This is a genomic window from Variovorax sp. YR752 (assembly GCF_943372545.1).
Genome location: NZ_CALRZC010000198.1, coordinates 1 through 15,693, shown reverse-complemented (window position 1 = coordinate 15,693; position 15,693 = coordinate 1). Strand labels below are relative to the sequence as shown.

Sequence of the window (15,693 nt, the reverse complement as noted above, 5' to 3'; positions counted from 1 at the left end):
GTGACGGTGAAGCTGTCGGTGCCGTTGAAGTTGGCGCCAGGGACGTACGTGTAGGTGCCGTCAGCGTTGACGGTGACCGTGCCGTGGGCTGGATCGCTGCCCTTCGTGTACGTCAGCGGGTCGCCATCGACGTCGTTGCCAGTCACTTGGCCGCTGACCGGCGTGTCTTCGTTCGTGGTCTTGGTGTAGTCGGGCACCGCGGGCACGTCGTTCACCGGATCGACGGTGACCGTGATGGTGCTCGTCGTCGTGCCGCCATGACCATCGCTCACCGTGACGGTGAACGTGTCAGTGCCATTGAAATTCGGGTTCGGCGTGTAGACGTACGTGCCATCGGGATTGACCGTGACCGTGCCGTGCGCCGGATCGCTGCCCTTCACGTAGGTCAGCGCGTCACCGTCCAGATCAGTGCCCGTCACCTTGCCGCTGACTGGCGTGTCTTCGTTCGTCGTCTTGGTGTAGTCAGGGGCCGTCGGTGCGTCGTTCACCGGGTTGACGGTCACGTTCACCGTGCTGGTGGTCGTGCCGCCGTGGCCGTCGCTCACCGTCACGGTGAAGCTGTCGGTGCCGTTGAAGTTGGCGCCCGGGACGTAGGTGTAGGTGCCATCGGCGTTGACCGTCACCGTGCCATGCGTTGGGTCACTACCCTTCGTATAGGTCAGCGCATCGCCATCAGCGTCGCTGCCGATCACCTTCCCGCTAACCGGCGTGTCCTCGTTCGTGGTCTCGGTGTAGTTCGGCGCCGTGGGTACGTCGTTGACCGGGTTGATGGTCACGTTCACCGTGCTGGTGGTCGTGCCGCCGTGGCCGTCGCTGACCGTGACGGTGAAGCTGTCGGTGCCATTGAAGTTGGCACCGGGGGTGTACGTGTAGGTGCCGTCAGCGTTGACCGTGACCGTGCCGTGCGCCGGGTCGCTGCCCTTCACGTACGTGAGCGTGTCGCCGTCGACGTCGCTGCCGACGACCTGCCCGCTGACAGGCGTGTCTTCGTTCGTGGTCTTGGTGTAGTCCGGGACCGTGGGCAGATCGTTCACCGGATCGACAGTGACCGTGATGGTGCTCGTCGTCGTGCCGCCATGGCCGTCGTTCACCGTCACGGTGAACGTGTCGGTGCCGTTGAAGTTCGGATTCGGCGTGTACGTGTAGGTGCCATCGGGGTTGACGACCACGGTGCCGTTGGAAGGATTGCTGCCCTTGACGTAGGTCAACGCGTCGCCGTCCAGGTCAGCGCCCGTCACCTTGCCGCTGACTGGTGCGTCTTCGTTCGTCGTCTCGGTGTAGTTCGGGACCGTGGGCAGATCGTTCACCGGATCCACGGTGACCGTGATGGTGCTCGTCGTCGTGCCACCGTGGTCATCGCTCACCGTCACAGTGAACGTGTCCGTGCCGTTGAAGTTCGGGTTCGGCGTGTAGACGTAGGTGCCATCGGGATTGACCGTCACCGTGCCGTTTGCCGGATCGCTGCCCTTCACATACGTCAGCGCATCGCCATCGACATCGGTGCCGATCACCTTCCCGCTGACAGGCGTGTCTTCGTCGGTTGACTCGGTGTAGTTGGGTGCCTTCGGTGCATCGTTCACCGGATCGACCGTCACGGTCACCGTGCTCGTCGTCGTCCCGCCATTGCCATCGCTCACCGTCACGGTGAAGCTGTCCGTGCCATGGAAGTCCGGGTTCGGCGTGTACGTGTACGTGCCATCGGGATTGACCGTCACCGTGCCATGCGCCGGATCGCTGCCCTTCGTGTAGGTCAGCGTGTCGCCGCTATCAATGTCGCTGCCGACCACACGGCCGCTGACCGGCGTGTCTTCGTTCGTGGTCTCGGTGTAGTCCGGCGCCGTGGGCGCGTCGTTGACGGGCGAGACGGTCACGGGCACCTTCACGGTGGTGGTGCCGCCCTTGCCGTCGCTGACGGTCACTTCAAAACTGTCGGGGCCTTCGTAGCCGGGCTTGGGCGTGTAGACGAACTGGCCGGTGGACGGGTCGACGGTGACGGTGCCGTGCTCGGGGCCCTTGGCGACGGTGTAGTTGAGCGTGTCGCGGTCGGGGTCGGTGGCCTGCACTTGCCCGGTCACGGGCTTGTCCTGCTCGGTGACGACGGGCTCGGCCTTGCCTTCGGGGCCGCGGTTTTGCGGGGGGAGCAACGGCGGGATGAAGGCCGGGCCACCACCACCGCCGCCACCACCGCTCGCGGCGGCACCGACGCCCAGCACGCCGAGCGCGCCCAGCAGCCAGCCGGGCACACCGTCGGGCAGCAGCGCGCCGCCGGCGTCGTTCCATTCGATCTCGGTGAAGTGGAAGTCTTTCCAGGGCGCGGTGTACTGGCCCCACCACTGCACGCCGGCGCCGTCTTCGAGCACGAGGTCGTTGCGGCCGCCGTCGGGGTACTCGGCGAAGAAGCCGCGTACGGCAACTTCCTGGCCGTCGCGCATCACGAGCACGAGGTCGTCGCCGCGGCGCTCGAACTTGAGCACGCTCTCGGGCGCGATCTTCAGCGAGACGATCGACGGGCGATCCAGAACCAGAGGGGTTTCTGCCGCCGCTTTGCGGGACGACGCGCCACCAGACTTGTAAACAGCTTCCATGATTTGTCTTTGCTCCTTGACTCCGAACCTCGGTCGCGCCGTCGCTTTCGACGAACAGCCCGGGCCGCACACATTGGGAAATCTCGAGCGCCGCTTGCGTCTCTCGAGGACTTGCCGGCGAGACCCGGTGCGGGTCCCACACAGGCTTGCGCTTGCATGGGGCGGGATTCTTGGTGCGGGGGGTCGGCCAGACTTTTGCCGGAGAGGCCGCGGCGTTTGCCGTGGCGGACAACTGTTCACAAACGTGTGCGAACGTCGAATACTTCACACGAATGGCGAGAGAAATTCGTCAATTCGCGGTTTTTGGAAAGTGGGAGGGGCGGTCTTTTGGCTTATTGGCTTTTGCCAGACCGTCCATTTCTTTTGATGGACGGAATCGGTCCGGCTATTTCCTGCAATACCGGGAATGCTGAATTCGCCCGCCTCCGGCGCCCCGTTTCTCCTCTGACAGAGGGCTTTTCAGAGGCCGTCGCACAGCGCCCGTTTGGGGTCACCTACACGAATGGCAAGCGAATCAATCAGGAATGAATGGCAGTCATTGGATGAATTTGCAAAGTTTGTGACAATGATTACCAAATTAACTCCTTGGTTACATTGTTTCGGCCACCGGGCGTTCAAACGCGGTGCCGGCGCCCCTTATTTCCATGTCTTATTGGTCCCCTCCGGAGCCCCGGAGAGCTCATCTTCTGGTTGTCGATGACAACGTTGACGAACTCAAGCTCCTGCTGGAAACGCTGCGGGGCACCGGCTACCGCATCACGCTCGCTTTCGACGCGATGGAGGGCTACCGACGCGCGACGACGCTGCAGATGGACCTGGTGCTGCTGGACGTGCGCCTGGGCGGCACCGATGGGTTTGCCGCCTGCCGCCTGCTGAAGGCCGACCCGGCCACGGCGGACATTCCGGTGATCTTCGTGACCTCGTCGGCCAGCGTGGAAGAGCGCCTGACGGGTCTGCGGGCCGGCGCGGTCGACTACATCGTGAAGCCCTTCGACCCGGCCGAGGTGATGGCCCGCGTCGAGATTCACCTGGCGCTGGCCGAATGCCGCAGGGCGCGCACCGCGCCTACAGCGGAACCACCGCAGCCGCCCGACCAGCCCGCGGCGAACGACGGCGGCGCGCCGGGCTCGGGCATGGACCGCGCGCTGATGCAGGCGGCCGAACGACTCATCCTGGCCGACCTGAGCCGCGTGCTGCCGCTGCGCGAGCTGGCGGCGCGCGTGGGCACGCACGAGAAGCGTTTGTCGCGCGTGTTCAAGGAGCTGGCGAACCGCACGGTGTTCGAGTTCGTGCGCGAAGCACGGCTGCACGAGGCGCAGCGCCTGCTGCTCGAATCGGCGATGCGCATCGAGGAGATCGCCGCGGCGGTGGGGTTCTCGAGCGCCGCGAATTTCGCGACCGCGTTTCGCGAGTACTTCGACTGCACGCCCTCGGCCTGCCGCCAGGCCGGTGTCGAGCGTTCGAGCACCTGACGCGTGATGCATCCGGCGCACGTGCCCCGATGGGCGAGTTGCTTGCTGCTTGGCCTGGCCTTGTGGCTATGGAGCTTCGCGGCCAGTGCAGCGGAAGCGGTCAAATTCAGCGCACTGGCCAAGGGCAATCTCGCCGTCGAACAAACTGTCGAAGTGCTGGAAGACGCCACGGCCCGCCTGTCCGCGAGCGAGGTGCTCGCCTTGCCGAGCGGCGGCACGAACGGCTTCACACCCGCCACGCCCGACCAGCTGATGCGCGGGTTCTCGACATCGGCCGTCTGGCTGCGGCTGTCGCTGGTCAACGATGCGCAGGAGGTGCGCACGGCGCGGCTCGGGCTCAACGTGACATGGCTGCGGCATGTCGACTTTCACCTGCTGCGCACGCGCAATGGGCAGCCCGCATGGACGCACGCGCAGGCCGGCGTGTCCGACCCGATGGACACCACGCACCGCTACGACCGCATTCCGCAGCTGCAGATCGAACTGCAGCCGGGCGAGTCGGTGCAGGTGCTGGTGCGCGTGACGAGCACGGGCCAGATCAAGCTGGTGCTGGAGCTGCACACCGACGAGGCGTGGCATCACATCGAACGCAACCACGCGCTGCTGAGCGGCCTGCTGATCGGCGGGCTGCTGGCCTTTGCGGTGTATTCGGCCGCGCTGTGGTTGATTTCGCGCGCACCGATGCTCGCGTTCCAGGCGGGGAGCTTTGGGCTGCTGGCGCTGTACGAGGCCACCTACCGGGGCTATGCGCGCATTGCGCTGTGGCCGAACAGCACCGACTGGAGCTACCGCGGACACAGCGTGATGGTGGCGGCCACGGCGCTGTGTCTGCTGCTGTACTTTCACGAGCGCAGCCGCCAGAGCCCGGTGCGCGTGCCCGGGCGCCCGCTGCTGTACGTGCTGGCCGGCGTCGAGATCGTCGTGCTGCTGGGCACCTTGCTCGGCCCCTACGCGACCTTCGCGGCCATCGGCATCGTGAACGCGCCGCTGATCGTGCTTGCGCTGACGGTCTGCACCTTCATCTACCAGCGCCGCGCCGGCCCGGGCGGGCGGCTGTCGCTGATGGTGATGCTCGTGATCTGCGTGGGCGCGCTGATGCGCATGTCGGCGCTGATGTTCGCGGAACGCTCGATGTCCGACTTCGACCACTACGCGCTGGCGTTCCCGGGCATGCTGGTGGGCGCGTTCGCGATCACGGCGTGGTCGTTCCAGGAAACGCGCCAGCGCAATGCGGCGCAGCAGACGCTGCTGCTGTGGCAGGCGCGCGAGCAGCAGCGGCTCGAAGAAGAAGTGGTGCGCAAGACCCGCGCCCTGAGCGAGGCGCTGGGCCAGGCCGAACAGCGCACGCGCGAGCAGAAGGAGCTGCTGGCCTACATCAGCCACGACCTGCGCGCGCCGGTGGCCACCATCCTGGGCAACCTGCGGCTGATGCAGGACGGTATCGACACGCCGGTGCCCACGCGGCTCGCCACCATCGAGCGCAGCGCGACCTACCAGCTGGAGTTGATCGATGACCTGGTCGACTACGCCAAGGGCGAACTCGCGCCGCTGGCCGTCGAGGCGCAGCCGGTGCAGCTGCGCACGCTGGTCGACAACATCGCGCAGTACGCAGACGCGCTCGCACAGCGGCAGCACAACAGCTTCGAACTGACGATCGACGGCGAGCTTCCGGTCGTGGTCCGCCTGGACGGCAAGCGGCTGCAGCAGGTGGTGCTGAACCTGCTGTCGAACGCGGCCAAGTTCACGCGCAACGGAACGATCGCGCTGCGCGTGCACGCCCTGCCCGCCGCCGTCGGCGATGCGTGGCAGCTGCATTTCGAAGTGACCGACAGCGGCACGGGCATCGACACCGACACGCTCGACCGCATGACCCGCCTGCTGGCCGACAACGCGCCCAGCATGGCGGGCGGCGGGCTCGGGCTGGTGATTGCGCAGCGCATCGTGCAGCGGATGGGCGGGCAACTGGCGATCCACAGCGGCATGGGCACGGGGACGCGGGTGGTCTTCTCGCTGGCGACGGAACCAGCGCCTTCGTCGGATGCGCCGCCTGCACCGCCGCTGCCGGAACCTATCGCTGCGCCCGCCCCGCGCCTAAAGCCCAGGGCGCGCCGGCCACTTCCGGTGCTGACGCCGCTGTCGCCGGCGCAGAAGGACGAACTCGAGGCGCTGGCCCGCGATGGGCGATGGAGCGACCTGCACGAATGGGTGAACCGGCTGGCCGCCGAGGCGCACAGCCAGCCGATGGTGCTGACGCTTCGCCAGGCGCTGGACCGGCTGGATTTCGAGCAGATCCGCCTGATTGCGCGCGCGGCGCCCGTGCGCCCGCTCTAGCTGCGAAGCGTCAAGCGTCAGTCGTTGCCGAACACCGGCTTGCGCTTTTCCACGAACGCACGCACGGCCTCGCGGTGGTCGCCGGTCATGTGGGCAATGGCCTGGTAGCCGGCCGACATTTCGAGCAGCGATTCGAGGGTGCTGCGCTCGCCCTCGCGCAGCAGCCGCTTGGTCATGCGCAGCACGCCGCCGGGGTTGGCGGCGATGCGGGCGGCGAGCCGCAGGCTTTCTTCGAGCAGTTGCTCGTGCGGCACGACGCGCGAGACGAGGCCGCAGGCCAGCGCCTCTTGCGCGCTGAGCGCGTCGCCGGTGAAGGCCATCTCGGACGCCTTCGACATGCCGACCACACGCGGCAGCAGCCAGGCGCCGCCGTCGCCCGGCACGATGCCGACCTTGACGAAGCTCTCGGCAAAGGTGGCTTTCTCTGACGCGATGCGGATGTCACACATGCAGGTGAGGTCGAGCCCCGCGCCCACGGCGGGGCCGTTGACGGCGGCGATCACGGGCACGTCGAGGTTGTAGAGCGCCTTGGGCAGGCGCTGGATGCCGTTGCGGTATTCCTCGCGGATCACTTCGGGCGACAGGCCCTCTTTCTCGTAGCGCTGCATGTCTTTCACGTTGCCGCCCGAGCTGAACACGGGGCCTTCGCCGGTGAGCACGACCACGCGGATGCTGCGGTCGCGCGTGATGTCGGCGCAGGCCTGCACGATCTCGTCGACGGCGGTGTTGCCGGTGAGCGCGTTGCGCGTTGCGGGCTGGCTCATGGTGAGCGTGAGGATGGCGCCGTCGCGCGTGGTCTTCAAAAACGGGGCGGTGGTCATGCGGAATCTCCTTGGGTGTTTTTTGTCGTCGTTCGGGCGCTCAGGCCGGGTCGGTGGTGGCACGGATGAGGTCGAGCGCGAGGCCGTCGCGACTGTCGACCAGCTCGGCGCCCACCACGTCGTGCCAGTGCGACTCGGAGCCGCCGGCCTGGCGCCAGGCGTGCAGGCGGCGGGTGTACATCTGCAGGTCGAACTCTTCGGTGAAGCCGATGGCGCCGTGGATGGAGTGACTCAGCGCCGCCACTTCGAGCGCGGCCTCGCTGGTGCGCGCCTTGGCGATGGCCACGCGCAGGCGGTCGGTGCTGCAACCCATCTGCGCGGCCATGCGGGCCGCGAAGGCGTGCTCGGAGATCACGCCCAGCTGGTGCTGGATGGCCTGGAACTTGCCGATGGGCCGGCCGAACTGGTTGCGGTCGTTGGCGTATTGCAGCGTTCGCGTGAACACGCTCATCAGCGCGCCGGCGAGCTGCGCGGCGAGCACGCAGGCCAGCGACACGCGCACGTCGGCCACACCCGGCACCGGCAACGCGACGGCCTGCGCGGGGGCGGACCACGACAGCGTGGCGTCCAGCGGCGCGACGGCGGCGGCCGACACTGCTGCATCCACCGGCAGCAGCAGGCAGGTCTTGCCCAGCCCCACGAGCACCCAGTCGGCCACGCGGCCGAAGCTCACGCGCTCGCACACCAGCGTGCCGTCGCTCTGCAGTCGGCCCTGCGCCAGCGCGATGCTGCCGCCGGGCCGGGGCACGCCGGCCTGCGCCAGCAGCGAGCGCGCCACCATGGTCTCGGCCAGCGGCACGGGCACCACGAAGGCGCCGCAGAGTTCGAGCAGGGGAAAGGCCTCGGTCAGCGAGAGGCCCGCGCCGCCTTCGACCTCGGGCAGCAGCGCATCGGCAAAACCCGATTCCTCGATCGCCTGCCACAGCGCTTCGGCCGATTGCCCGCCTTCGATGTCGCGCACGGCCTGCAGCGTGCAGCGGTCGGTGAGTACGCCGCGCAGGGCGTCGATGTAGATGTCGTCCATCGTCTGTTGTCCTTGTGGTGTCAACGCAGGCCGAGGCCGCGCGCGATCATTCCGCGCAGGATGTCGCGCGTGCCGCCGCGCAGCGAAAACGACGGCGCCACCTGCGTCACGTAGTCGAGCGTGCGCAGCAGTTCGAGCGGAATGTCCTGCCCGTCGCGCGCATACAGGTCGTCTGCAATGGCGGCGGGAATGAGCTGCTCCACGCCCGTGCCCAGGTCCTTGACGAGCGCGGCCTCGACGATCGGGCTGCCGCCCTGCGCCACCTTCTCGGTGACGGCGAGCGACATGGCGCGCAGCGGCGCGAGCTGGCTCAGGATCTTGCCGGCCAGCCGCACCGACGCGGGCGTGCGGCCGGCCTCGGTGCGCACGAAGGCGAGCCACTCGTCGAACAGCACGATGCTGGAAAACAGCCGCTCGGGTCCGCTGCGCTCGAAGGCCAGCTCGGCCGTCACTTGCTCCCAGCCCCGGCCCTCTTCGCCGATGAGCGCGTCGGGTGCGAGCGCCACGTTGTCGAAGAACACCTCGCAGAAATGCGAGTCGCCCGACAGGTCGGTGATGGGCCGCACGGTCACGCCCGGCAGGCTCAGGTCGACGATGACCTGCGACAGGCCCTTCTGCCGGTCCTGCGCCTCGCCCGAGGTGCGCACGAGCGCGATCATGTACTGGCAGTGGTGCGCGTTGGTGGTCCAGATCTTCTGGCCGTTGAGCGTGAAGCCTTCGGCCGTGCGCACGGCGCGGGTGCGCACGCTGGCCAGGTCGGAGCCGGCGTTGGGCTCGCTCATGCCGATGCAGAAGAACGATTCGCCGCGGCAAATCGGCGGCAGGTAGAAGCGCTTCTGTTCCTCGGTGCCGTACTTGAGGATGAGCGGGCCGCTCTGGCGGTCGGCGATCCAGTGCGAACCGACGGGCGCACCGAAGTTCAGGAACTCTTCGACCAGCACGTAGCGCGCGAAGGCACTGCGGCCGCCGCCGCCGCATTCTTTCGGGAGCGTGATGCCGAGCCAGCCGCGCCGGCCGAGTTCGCGGCTGAAGGCGCTGTCGTAGCCCGACCATGACTTGGCACGAATGTGCGCGGGCACATGGGCGAGCGCCTCGGAAAGAAAGGCCCGCACGGGCGCGCGCAGCGCCTCGTCTTCGGGCGGGATCGCTGTCATCGACAGCGAGGTCAGCGCACTCATGCGACTACTCCTTGTTGGATCAAATCGGCAATCGCCTCCGGCGCCATGCCCATCACGTCGGCCAGCACGTCGCGCGTGTCCTGGCCCAGCAGCGGCGGCGCGCGGCGGTACTGCACCGGCGTGTGCGACATGCGCAGCGGGCTGGCAACCAGCGGGATCTCGCCCGCCACCGGATGCGTCATGCGGATCTGCGTGCCGCGCGCCTTCACCTGCGGGTCTTCGAACACATCGGCGATGGTGTTGATGGGGCCGCAGGGCACACCCACCTGCTCGAACAGCGCGATCCACTCGGCGGTGCCGCGCGTGACGGTGAGCGCGCGCATCAGTGCGATGAGTTCGGTGCGGTGCGCAATGCGGTCGGCGTTGGTCCTGAAGCGCGCATCGTCGGCCCACTGCGCATGCCCGACCGCGCGGCAGAAGTTGCCGAACTGGCCGTCGTTGCCGATGGCCAGGATCATGAAGCCGTCCTGCGTGGGAAAGTCCTGGTACGGCACGGTGTTGGGGTGGGCGTTGCCCATGCGTCGGGGCTCGCCGCCGTACAGGTGGTTCATGCCCTGGTTGGCGAGGCAGGCGACCTGCACGTCGAGCAATGCCAGGTCGATGTGCTGGCCCACGCCGGTGATGTCGCGCGACTGCAGCGCGGCCAGGATGGCGGTGCTGGCGTACAGGCCGGTGAGGATGTCAGTGAGCGCCACGCCCACCTTCACCGGGCCGGCGCCCTCCTCGCCGTCGGCGCGGCCGGTGATGCTCATGAGGCCGCCCATGCCCTGCATGAGGAAGTCGTAGCCGGCGCGCTCCGCGTACGGGCCGGTCTGGCCGAAGCCGGTGATGGAGCAATACACGAGGCGCGGGTTCAGGGCCAGCAGCGAGGCGTGGTCGAGCCCGTACTGCGCGAGGCTGCCGACCTTGAAGTTCTCGACCACCACGTCGCAGCGCGTGGCCAGCTCGCGTACCAGCGCCTGGCCGGCGGGCGTGGTGAAGTCGACGGCCACCGAGCGCTTGTTGCGGTTGGCGCACAGGTAGTAGGCGGAGTCGCGGGTGTCGGCGCCTTCGCGGTCCTTCAAAAAGGGCGGACCCCACAGGCGGGTGTCGTCGCCGCGCCCGGGCCGTTCGATCTTGATGACCTCGGCGCCCAGGTCGCCCAGGGTCTGGCTGGCCCAGGGGCCGGCCAGCACGCGCGAGAGGTCGAGCACGCGGATGTGCGAGAGCGCACCGGCGGCGGGCACTCCGGCGGCCTTCTTATTGCTGTTCGACATTGGCTTTCACCGCGATGCGTTTCCACAGCTGGATTTCCGCGGCCTGGAAGGCGCGCATTTCCTCGGGCCCGCCGCGCATGACCTCGGCGCCGATGCGCTCGTAGAACTCGCGCGTTTCGGGCAGCGTCTCGATCTTGGTGAGCAGCGCGGCGAGCTTGTCGGTCTCGGCCTTGGGCGTCTTCGCCGATACCATGGCACCGACCCAGGTGTAGGCCGCAAAGCCCGGCAGGCCGGCCTCGGCGGCGGTGGGCACATTGGGCAGCGCGGGCAGGCGCTTGTCGGCCGCCACCGCGAGCGCGTGCACCTTGCCCGACTTGGCCAGCTCTTGCGCGCTGGTGATCTCGGCAAAGGCCAGGTCGACGGTGCTCGACACCACGGCCACGAGCGCTTCGCTCGCGCCCTTGAAGGGCACGTGGCGGGTCTGCACCCTGGCGGCGTCGTTGAACAGCTCGGCCATGAGCTGGTAGCCGGCCGAGCCCGCGCCGTAGTTGAGCGCGCCGGGCCTGGCCCTGGCGCCGGCCATCAGCTCGGGCAGGGTCTTGTAGGGCGAGGGGCCGGGCACGACGATGAGCGCGGGCGAACGCATCATCATCGTGAGCGGTGCCAGCTCGGTGACGGGGTCGTAGGGCAGCGACTTGAACAGCGCCACGTTCACGGCCAGCGTGGAGTTGCTGCCCACGAACACGGTGTAGCCGTCGGCCGGCGCGGCGAGCACGGCCTTCACGGCAATGAAGCCGTTGGCACCGGGCTTGTTCTCGACGACCACGGGCTGGCCGGTGAGCTCGGTGAGCTTGCGGCCGAAGTAGCGCGCCGAGGTGTCGGTGCCGCTGCCCGGCGGAAACGGCACGACGAACTTGATGGGCTTGGACGGAAACTCCTGCGCGGCGGCAGGGGCAATGCCGAAGGCGGCGATGCCCAGTGCGAGCAGCGGTGCGGCGAACGAGAGGCGACGAAAGTGGGTGCGCATGGCGATGGGCTCCTTCGCGTTCAGTCGAGCGTCACGCCCGTGGCCTTGACCACGCCGGCCCAGCGCGCCAGCTCCTTCTTCACGTAGGCGCCGTATTCCTTGGGCGTGGAGCCCAGTGGCTCGGCGCCCTGCAGCGCCAGGCGCTCGCGCACGTCGGGCGACTTGAGCGCCTTGACGATCTCGGCGTTGAGGCGGTCGACCACGGCCTGCGGCGTGCCGGCCGGCACCATCACGCCCTGCCACGCGCCCACCTCGAAACCGGGCATGCCCGATTCGGCGAGCGTGGGCACGTCGGGGAACATCGACATGCGCTTGGCGGTGGTCACGGCGAGCATCTTCAGGCGCTTGTCGCGCACGAAGCCCATGACCGAATTGACGGTGTCGGTCATGAACTGGATCTGGTTGCCGACGAGGTCGACGTCGGCCGGTGCGCTGCCCTTGTAGGGCACGTGGGTGGCGTCGATGCCGTTGGCCTGCACGAACTGGAACGCGCCCAGGTGCGTGACGTTGCCATTGCCCGCCGAGCCGTACGACAGCTTGCCGGGGTGGGCCTTGGCATAGGCGACGAACTCCTTCACGGTGCTGGCCGGCACCGAGGGGTGCGTGACCAGTGCGAGCGGCACCACGGCCACGAGCGCGACGGGAGCGAAGTCTTTCTGCACGTCGTACGACACGCTCTTGTAGAGCGCGGGGCTCAGCGCAATCGACGAGGTGTTGTAGAGCACGGTGTAGCCGTCGGCCGGCGCCTTGGCGACCATCTGCGCGCCGATGTTGCCGTTGGCGCCGCCGCGGTTATCGACCAGCACGGGCTGGCCGAGCTGCTCGGCCAGCTTTTGCGCGAGCACGCGCGCGACGAGGTCGGTGGGCCCGCCGGGCGGGAACGGCACGACCATGGTGATGGGCTTGGCCGGGTAGGCGGGGCCCTGGGCGAAGGCGGCCGGGGCGGCGATGGCGAGGCTCAGTGCGGCGCCCATGAGGGCGCGTCGTGTGAGGGGATGGGAAGCGGGCATGTCTTGTCTCCGTTGGTATTTGTGGGTGGCGAAAGTCGAAAGCGGATCAGGCCGCTGCGGCGTCTTCGGTGCGGCCCGCGAGCAAGCGGCGCGCGTCGTAGTGCATGACGCAGCGGCCGTGCTGGTTGAACACGTCGATGCGCGAATCGACGATGGCGCGGTTGCCCTTCGACGTCGGGCGGATGCCGGTGACCTCGACCACGGCCTCGATGGCGTCGCCGACGCGCACGGGCGCGTGAATCTTCTGCACCAGCTCGAGCATGGCCAGGCCGGTGCCCTGGATCATGGTCTGCAGGATGAAGCCCTCGATGAGCGTGTAGGTGAGCGCGGCCGGCACGGGGCGGCCCGCGATGGCGCCGGCCTCGTACTCGGTGTCGATGAAGATCGCCTCGAGCATGCCGGTCACGCCGATGAAGTTGACGAGGTCGGTCTCGGTGATGGTGCGGCGGAAGGTGCGCATGCGCTGGCCGACGGCAAGGTCCTGCCAGACGAAGCCCTGGCCCAGGCGGGGCAGCGTGCGGTCTTGCGGCGACAGGGAAGGAAGCGGGCGGGGCGTGTCGGTCATTGCGATGAGGTCTCCAGGAATCGGTCGATGCGTTCGGCGGGCCAGCCCACCGCGGCGAGGCTTTCGCGTGTGTGTTCGCCCAGGCGCGGCGGCATGCGCACGGGCGGGCGCACGCCGTCGAACTTCACGCTCACGCCGGGGAAGCGCATGGCGCCCATGTGCGGGTCGTGCAGTTCGGTGAAGAAGCCGGTGGCGACCAGGTGCGGGTCGCGCGGCAGGTCGTCCAGGCGGCTGACGGGCGCGGCCGGAATTTCGAGCCGCTCGCAGGTGGCGAGCCAGTGTGCGGTGCTGCCCGTGGCCACGAAGCCGCCGGCCAGTTCGAGCAGCTCGCCGATGTGGCGCGTGCGCGCGGCCATGTCGGCAAAGCGCGGGTCGTCGGCCAGCGCGGGCTCGCCCACCTCGGCGAAGAAGCGGCGCCAGTGCGCGGAGGTGTACGGCATCATGCAGATGTGCCCGTCGGCGGTGCGCCACGGGCGGCGCCACGGCGTGAGCACGCGCGGGTAGCCGGCGTCGGCCAGCGGCGGCTCGAAGTGGTGGCCGTACAGGTGCTCGACGAGGTTGAAGGCCACCATGGTCTCGAACATCGGGATCTCGACGAAGCAGCCGCGCCCGGTGCGCTCACGGCGAAACAGCGCCGCAAGAATGGCCTGCGCGCCGACCAGCGCACAGGTCTTGTCGGCAGCGATGGTGGGCAGGTAGCGCGCCTCGCCGCTTTGCTGTTCCATGAGCGCCGAGAGGCCCGACATGCCCTGGATGACGTCGTCGTACGCGGGCCGCCCGGCGTAGGGACCGCCCTGCGCAAAGCCGTGCAGGCCGGCATACACGAGACGCGGAAAGCGCGCGGTGAGCGTGTCGGGGTCGATGCCCAGCGGCGCGAGTTTTTGCGGACGCATGCTGTGCATGAAGACGTCGGCGTCGGCGAGCAGCGCCATGAGCGCCTCGCGCGCCTCGGGGCGCTTGAGGTCGAGCACGACGCTCTTCTTGCTGTGGTTGCTGCCCAGGAACACGGCCGACATGCCGGGCTCGGCGGCGGGGCCGGTGCGGCGGGTGGAGTCGCCTTCGGGCGGCTCGATCTTGATCACGTCGGCACCGTAGTCGGCCAAGGTCTGGCTGGCCAGCGGCCCGAACACCACGCTCGAAAGGTCGAGCACTTTCACGCCCTGAAGGGGAAGCATCGTTGGTCAGTCTCCTGGCGCCGATTCTGCGAAGCGGTCGCCATGCCGTCCAATATCAAATATGCGCTCTGTGATACCGTTTACAGATCATGGACATCCGCCAGCTGCGCCACTTCATCGCCCTTGCCGAGACGCTCAACTTCCACCGCGCGGCCGAGCGGCTGCACATGGCACAGCCGCCGCTGTCGGCCTCGATCCGGCGGCTCGAGGAGCAGGTGGGCGTGCCGCTGTTCCTGCGCAACCGACGCGGCACCGAGCTGACGCCCGCGGGCACGGCAGCACTCGAAGAAGCGCGTCGCGCGGTGTTCCACGGCGAGCAGTTCGCCAAGGTGGCGCAGGCAGCCTCGCGCGGCGAGGCGGGGCTGCTGCGCGTGGGCTTCGTGGGCTCGGCAACCTACGCGCTGATGCCGCGCGTGCTGCCGCGTTTTCGTGCGCGCTACCCGGGCGTGCAACTGGTGCTGGGCGAATCGACCACCGCGCGCATCGTCGGCATGGTGGAAAACGGCGACGTCGACGTGGGGCTGGTGCGCTTTCCGATCGGGCGGGCCTGCAAGGCGCGCGTGTTCCCGGCCGAGCGCGATGTGTTCGTGGCCGCACTGCCGGCCGGCCATGCGCTGGCGCGGCGGCGCCGGCTGGCGCTGTCGGACCTGGCCGCCGAGCCCTTCGTGATGTACGGCGCCATGGAAGTGCCGGGCCTGCACGCGGCGGCGCTGCTGGCCTGCCAGCAGGCGGGCTTCATTCCCGACGTGCAGCAGGAGGCGGTGCAGGTGCAGACGCTGATCAGCCTGGTCGAAAGCGGCCTGGGCGTGGCGCTGGTGCCTTCGGTGGCGGCGCGGCATGTGGCGCGCAACGTGGTGTTCAAGCCGCTCGCGGGGCCGGGCGCACAGACCGCCATCGGCATCGCGCTTGCCCTGCCGCCGGGCGTACAGACCTCGGCGGCGCAGCGCTTCGCCGACAGCGTGCTCGAGCAGCCGGCCGATTGAGCCGGCCCGGCCTGCTCACGCCCAAAGCCTAGAACCCGCGCGACCGTCAGGGTCTGCTTTGGGCGCTGTCTTGCCTTCTATTTCGATATATCTAGAATAATCTCGATAGATTCAAGAAGGACCACCCCATGCGCCACACCCACCACGCCCCGCACCACCCTCACCATTGCCACGCCCCGCGCGGCGAACACGACGACGGCCTCTCGGGGGGCGGCCGCGGGCTTCGTGGCGGACGCGGCGGCGGCGCGGGCCGGGTGTTCGGCCATGGCGGCTTGCGCTTCGTGCTGCTGCAGCTCATTGCCGACAAGCCCTCGCACGGCTACGAG

The 15,693-nt window shown here is 68.5% G+C and carries 12 protein-coding genes and 1 pseudogene; 4 read left to right on the top strand and 9 right to left on the bottom strand.

What is annotated here, in order from left to right:
- The coding region (locus AAG801_RS31865; protein ID WP_341891997.1) for an Ig-like domain-containing protein at positions 1-2,585 on the bottom strand (2,585 nt) is incomplete at its 3' end.
- A 644-nt stretch (positions 2,586-3,229) separates the two neighbouring features.
- Between AAG801_RS31865 and AAG801_RS31860 the strand changes: the two genes are divergently transcribed.
- A complete protein-coding gene (locus AAG801_RS31860) occupies positions 3,230-4,057 on the top strand; it encodes a helix-turn-helix domain-containing protein (protein WP_341891996.1) in 828 nt (275 codons plus the stop codon).
- Between the two features lie 42 nt (positions 4,058-4,099).
- Positions 4,100-6,388: a sensor histidine kinase gene (locus AAG801_RS31855; RefSeq protein WP_341891995.1), complete on the top strand. Its 2,289-nt coding sequence runs from the start codon at positions 4,100-4,102 to the stop codon at positions 6,386-6,388.
- Positions 6,389-6,405: 17 nt separating this feature from the next.
- On the opposite strand, the gene AAG801_RS31850 is transcribed toward AAG801_RS31855, so the two are convergent.
- From AAG801_RS31850 to AAG801_RS31815, 8 genes are read right to left on the bottom strand one after another with little or no spacing between them, the layout of a single operon-like run.
- Positions 6,406-7,209, bottom strand: a complete 804-nt coding sequence (locus AAG801_RS31850; protein WP_056579453.1) for a crotonase/enoyl-CoA hydratase family protein — start codon at positions 7,207-7,209, stop codon at positions 6,406-6,408.
- Positions 7,210-7,249: 40 nt separating this feature from the next.
- Entirely contained in the window at positions 7,250-8,233 is a 984-nt protein-coding gene (locus tag AAG801_RS31845; protein WP_341891994.1) for an acyl-CoA dehydrogenase, read from the bottom strand.
- Between the two features lie 20 nt (positions 8,234-8,253).
- Entirely contained in the window at positions 8,254-9,411 is a 1,158-nt protein-coding gene (locus AAG801_RS31840) for an acyl-CoA dehydrogenase family protein (protein ID WP_341891993.1), read from the bottom strand.
- Complete coding sequence (locus AAG801_RS31835) at positions 9,408-10,667, bottom strand: CaiB/BaiF CoA-transferase family protein (RefSeq protein WP_341891992.1); 1,260 nt, start codon at positions 10,665-10,667, stop codon at positions 9,408-9,410. Before AAG801_RS31835 ends, AAG801_RS31840 begins: the two co-directional genes overlap by 4 nt.
- A complete protein-coding gene (locus tag AAG801_RS31830) occupies positions 10,651-11,634 on the bottom strand; it encodes a tripartite tricarboxylate transporter substrate binding protein (protein WP_341891991.1) in 984 nt (327 codons plus the stop codon). Before AAG801_RS31830 ends, AAG801_RS31835 begins: the two co-directional genes overlap by 17 nt.
- A gap of 20 nt (positions 11,635-11,654) precedes the next feature.
- The gene (locus AAG801_RS31825) at positions 11,655-12,644 is read right to left on the bottom strand and encodes a tripartite tricarboxylate transporter substrate binding protein (protein WP_341891990.1); all 990 of its coding nucleotides are present in this window, start codon (positions 12,642-12,644) and stop codon (positions 11,655-11,657) included.
- Between the two features lie 46 nt (positions 12,645-12,690).
- The gene (locus AAG801_RS31820; RefSeq protein WP_341891989.1) at positions 12,691-13,209 is read right to left on the bottom strand and encodes a MaoC family dehydratase N-terminal domain-containing protein; all 519 of its coding nucleotides are present in this window, start codon (positions 13,207-13,209) and stop codon (positions 12,691-12,693) included.
- Positions 13,206-14,384 carry a CoA transferase gene (locus AAG801_RS31815; RefSeq protein ID WP_341891988.1) on the bottom strand — a complete coding sequence of 393 codons (1,179 nt, stop codon included), beginning with the start codon at positions 14,382-14,384 and terminating at the stop codon, positions 13,206-13,208. Before AAG801_RS31815 ends, AAG801_RS31820 begins: the two co-directional genes overlap by 4 nt.
- Positions 14,385-14,473: 89 nt before the next feature.
- Between AAG801_RS31815 and AAG801_RS31810 the strand changes: the two genes are divergently transcribed.
- Together AAG801_RS31810 and AAG801_RS31805 are read left to right on the top strand one after the other, a co-directional pair.
- Positions 14,474-15,367 carry a LysR substrate-binding domain-containing protein gene (locus tag AAG801_RS31810; protein ID WP_341891987.1) on the top strand — a complete coding sequence of 298 codons (894 nt, stop codon included), beginning with the start codon at positions 14,474-14,476 and terminating at the stop codon, positions 15,365-15,367.
- Positions 15,368-15,495: 128 nt separating this feature from the next.
- A pseudogene (locus AAG801_RS31805) lies at positions 15,496-15,693 on the top strand (PadR family transcriptional regulator); the annotation flags it as partial.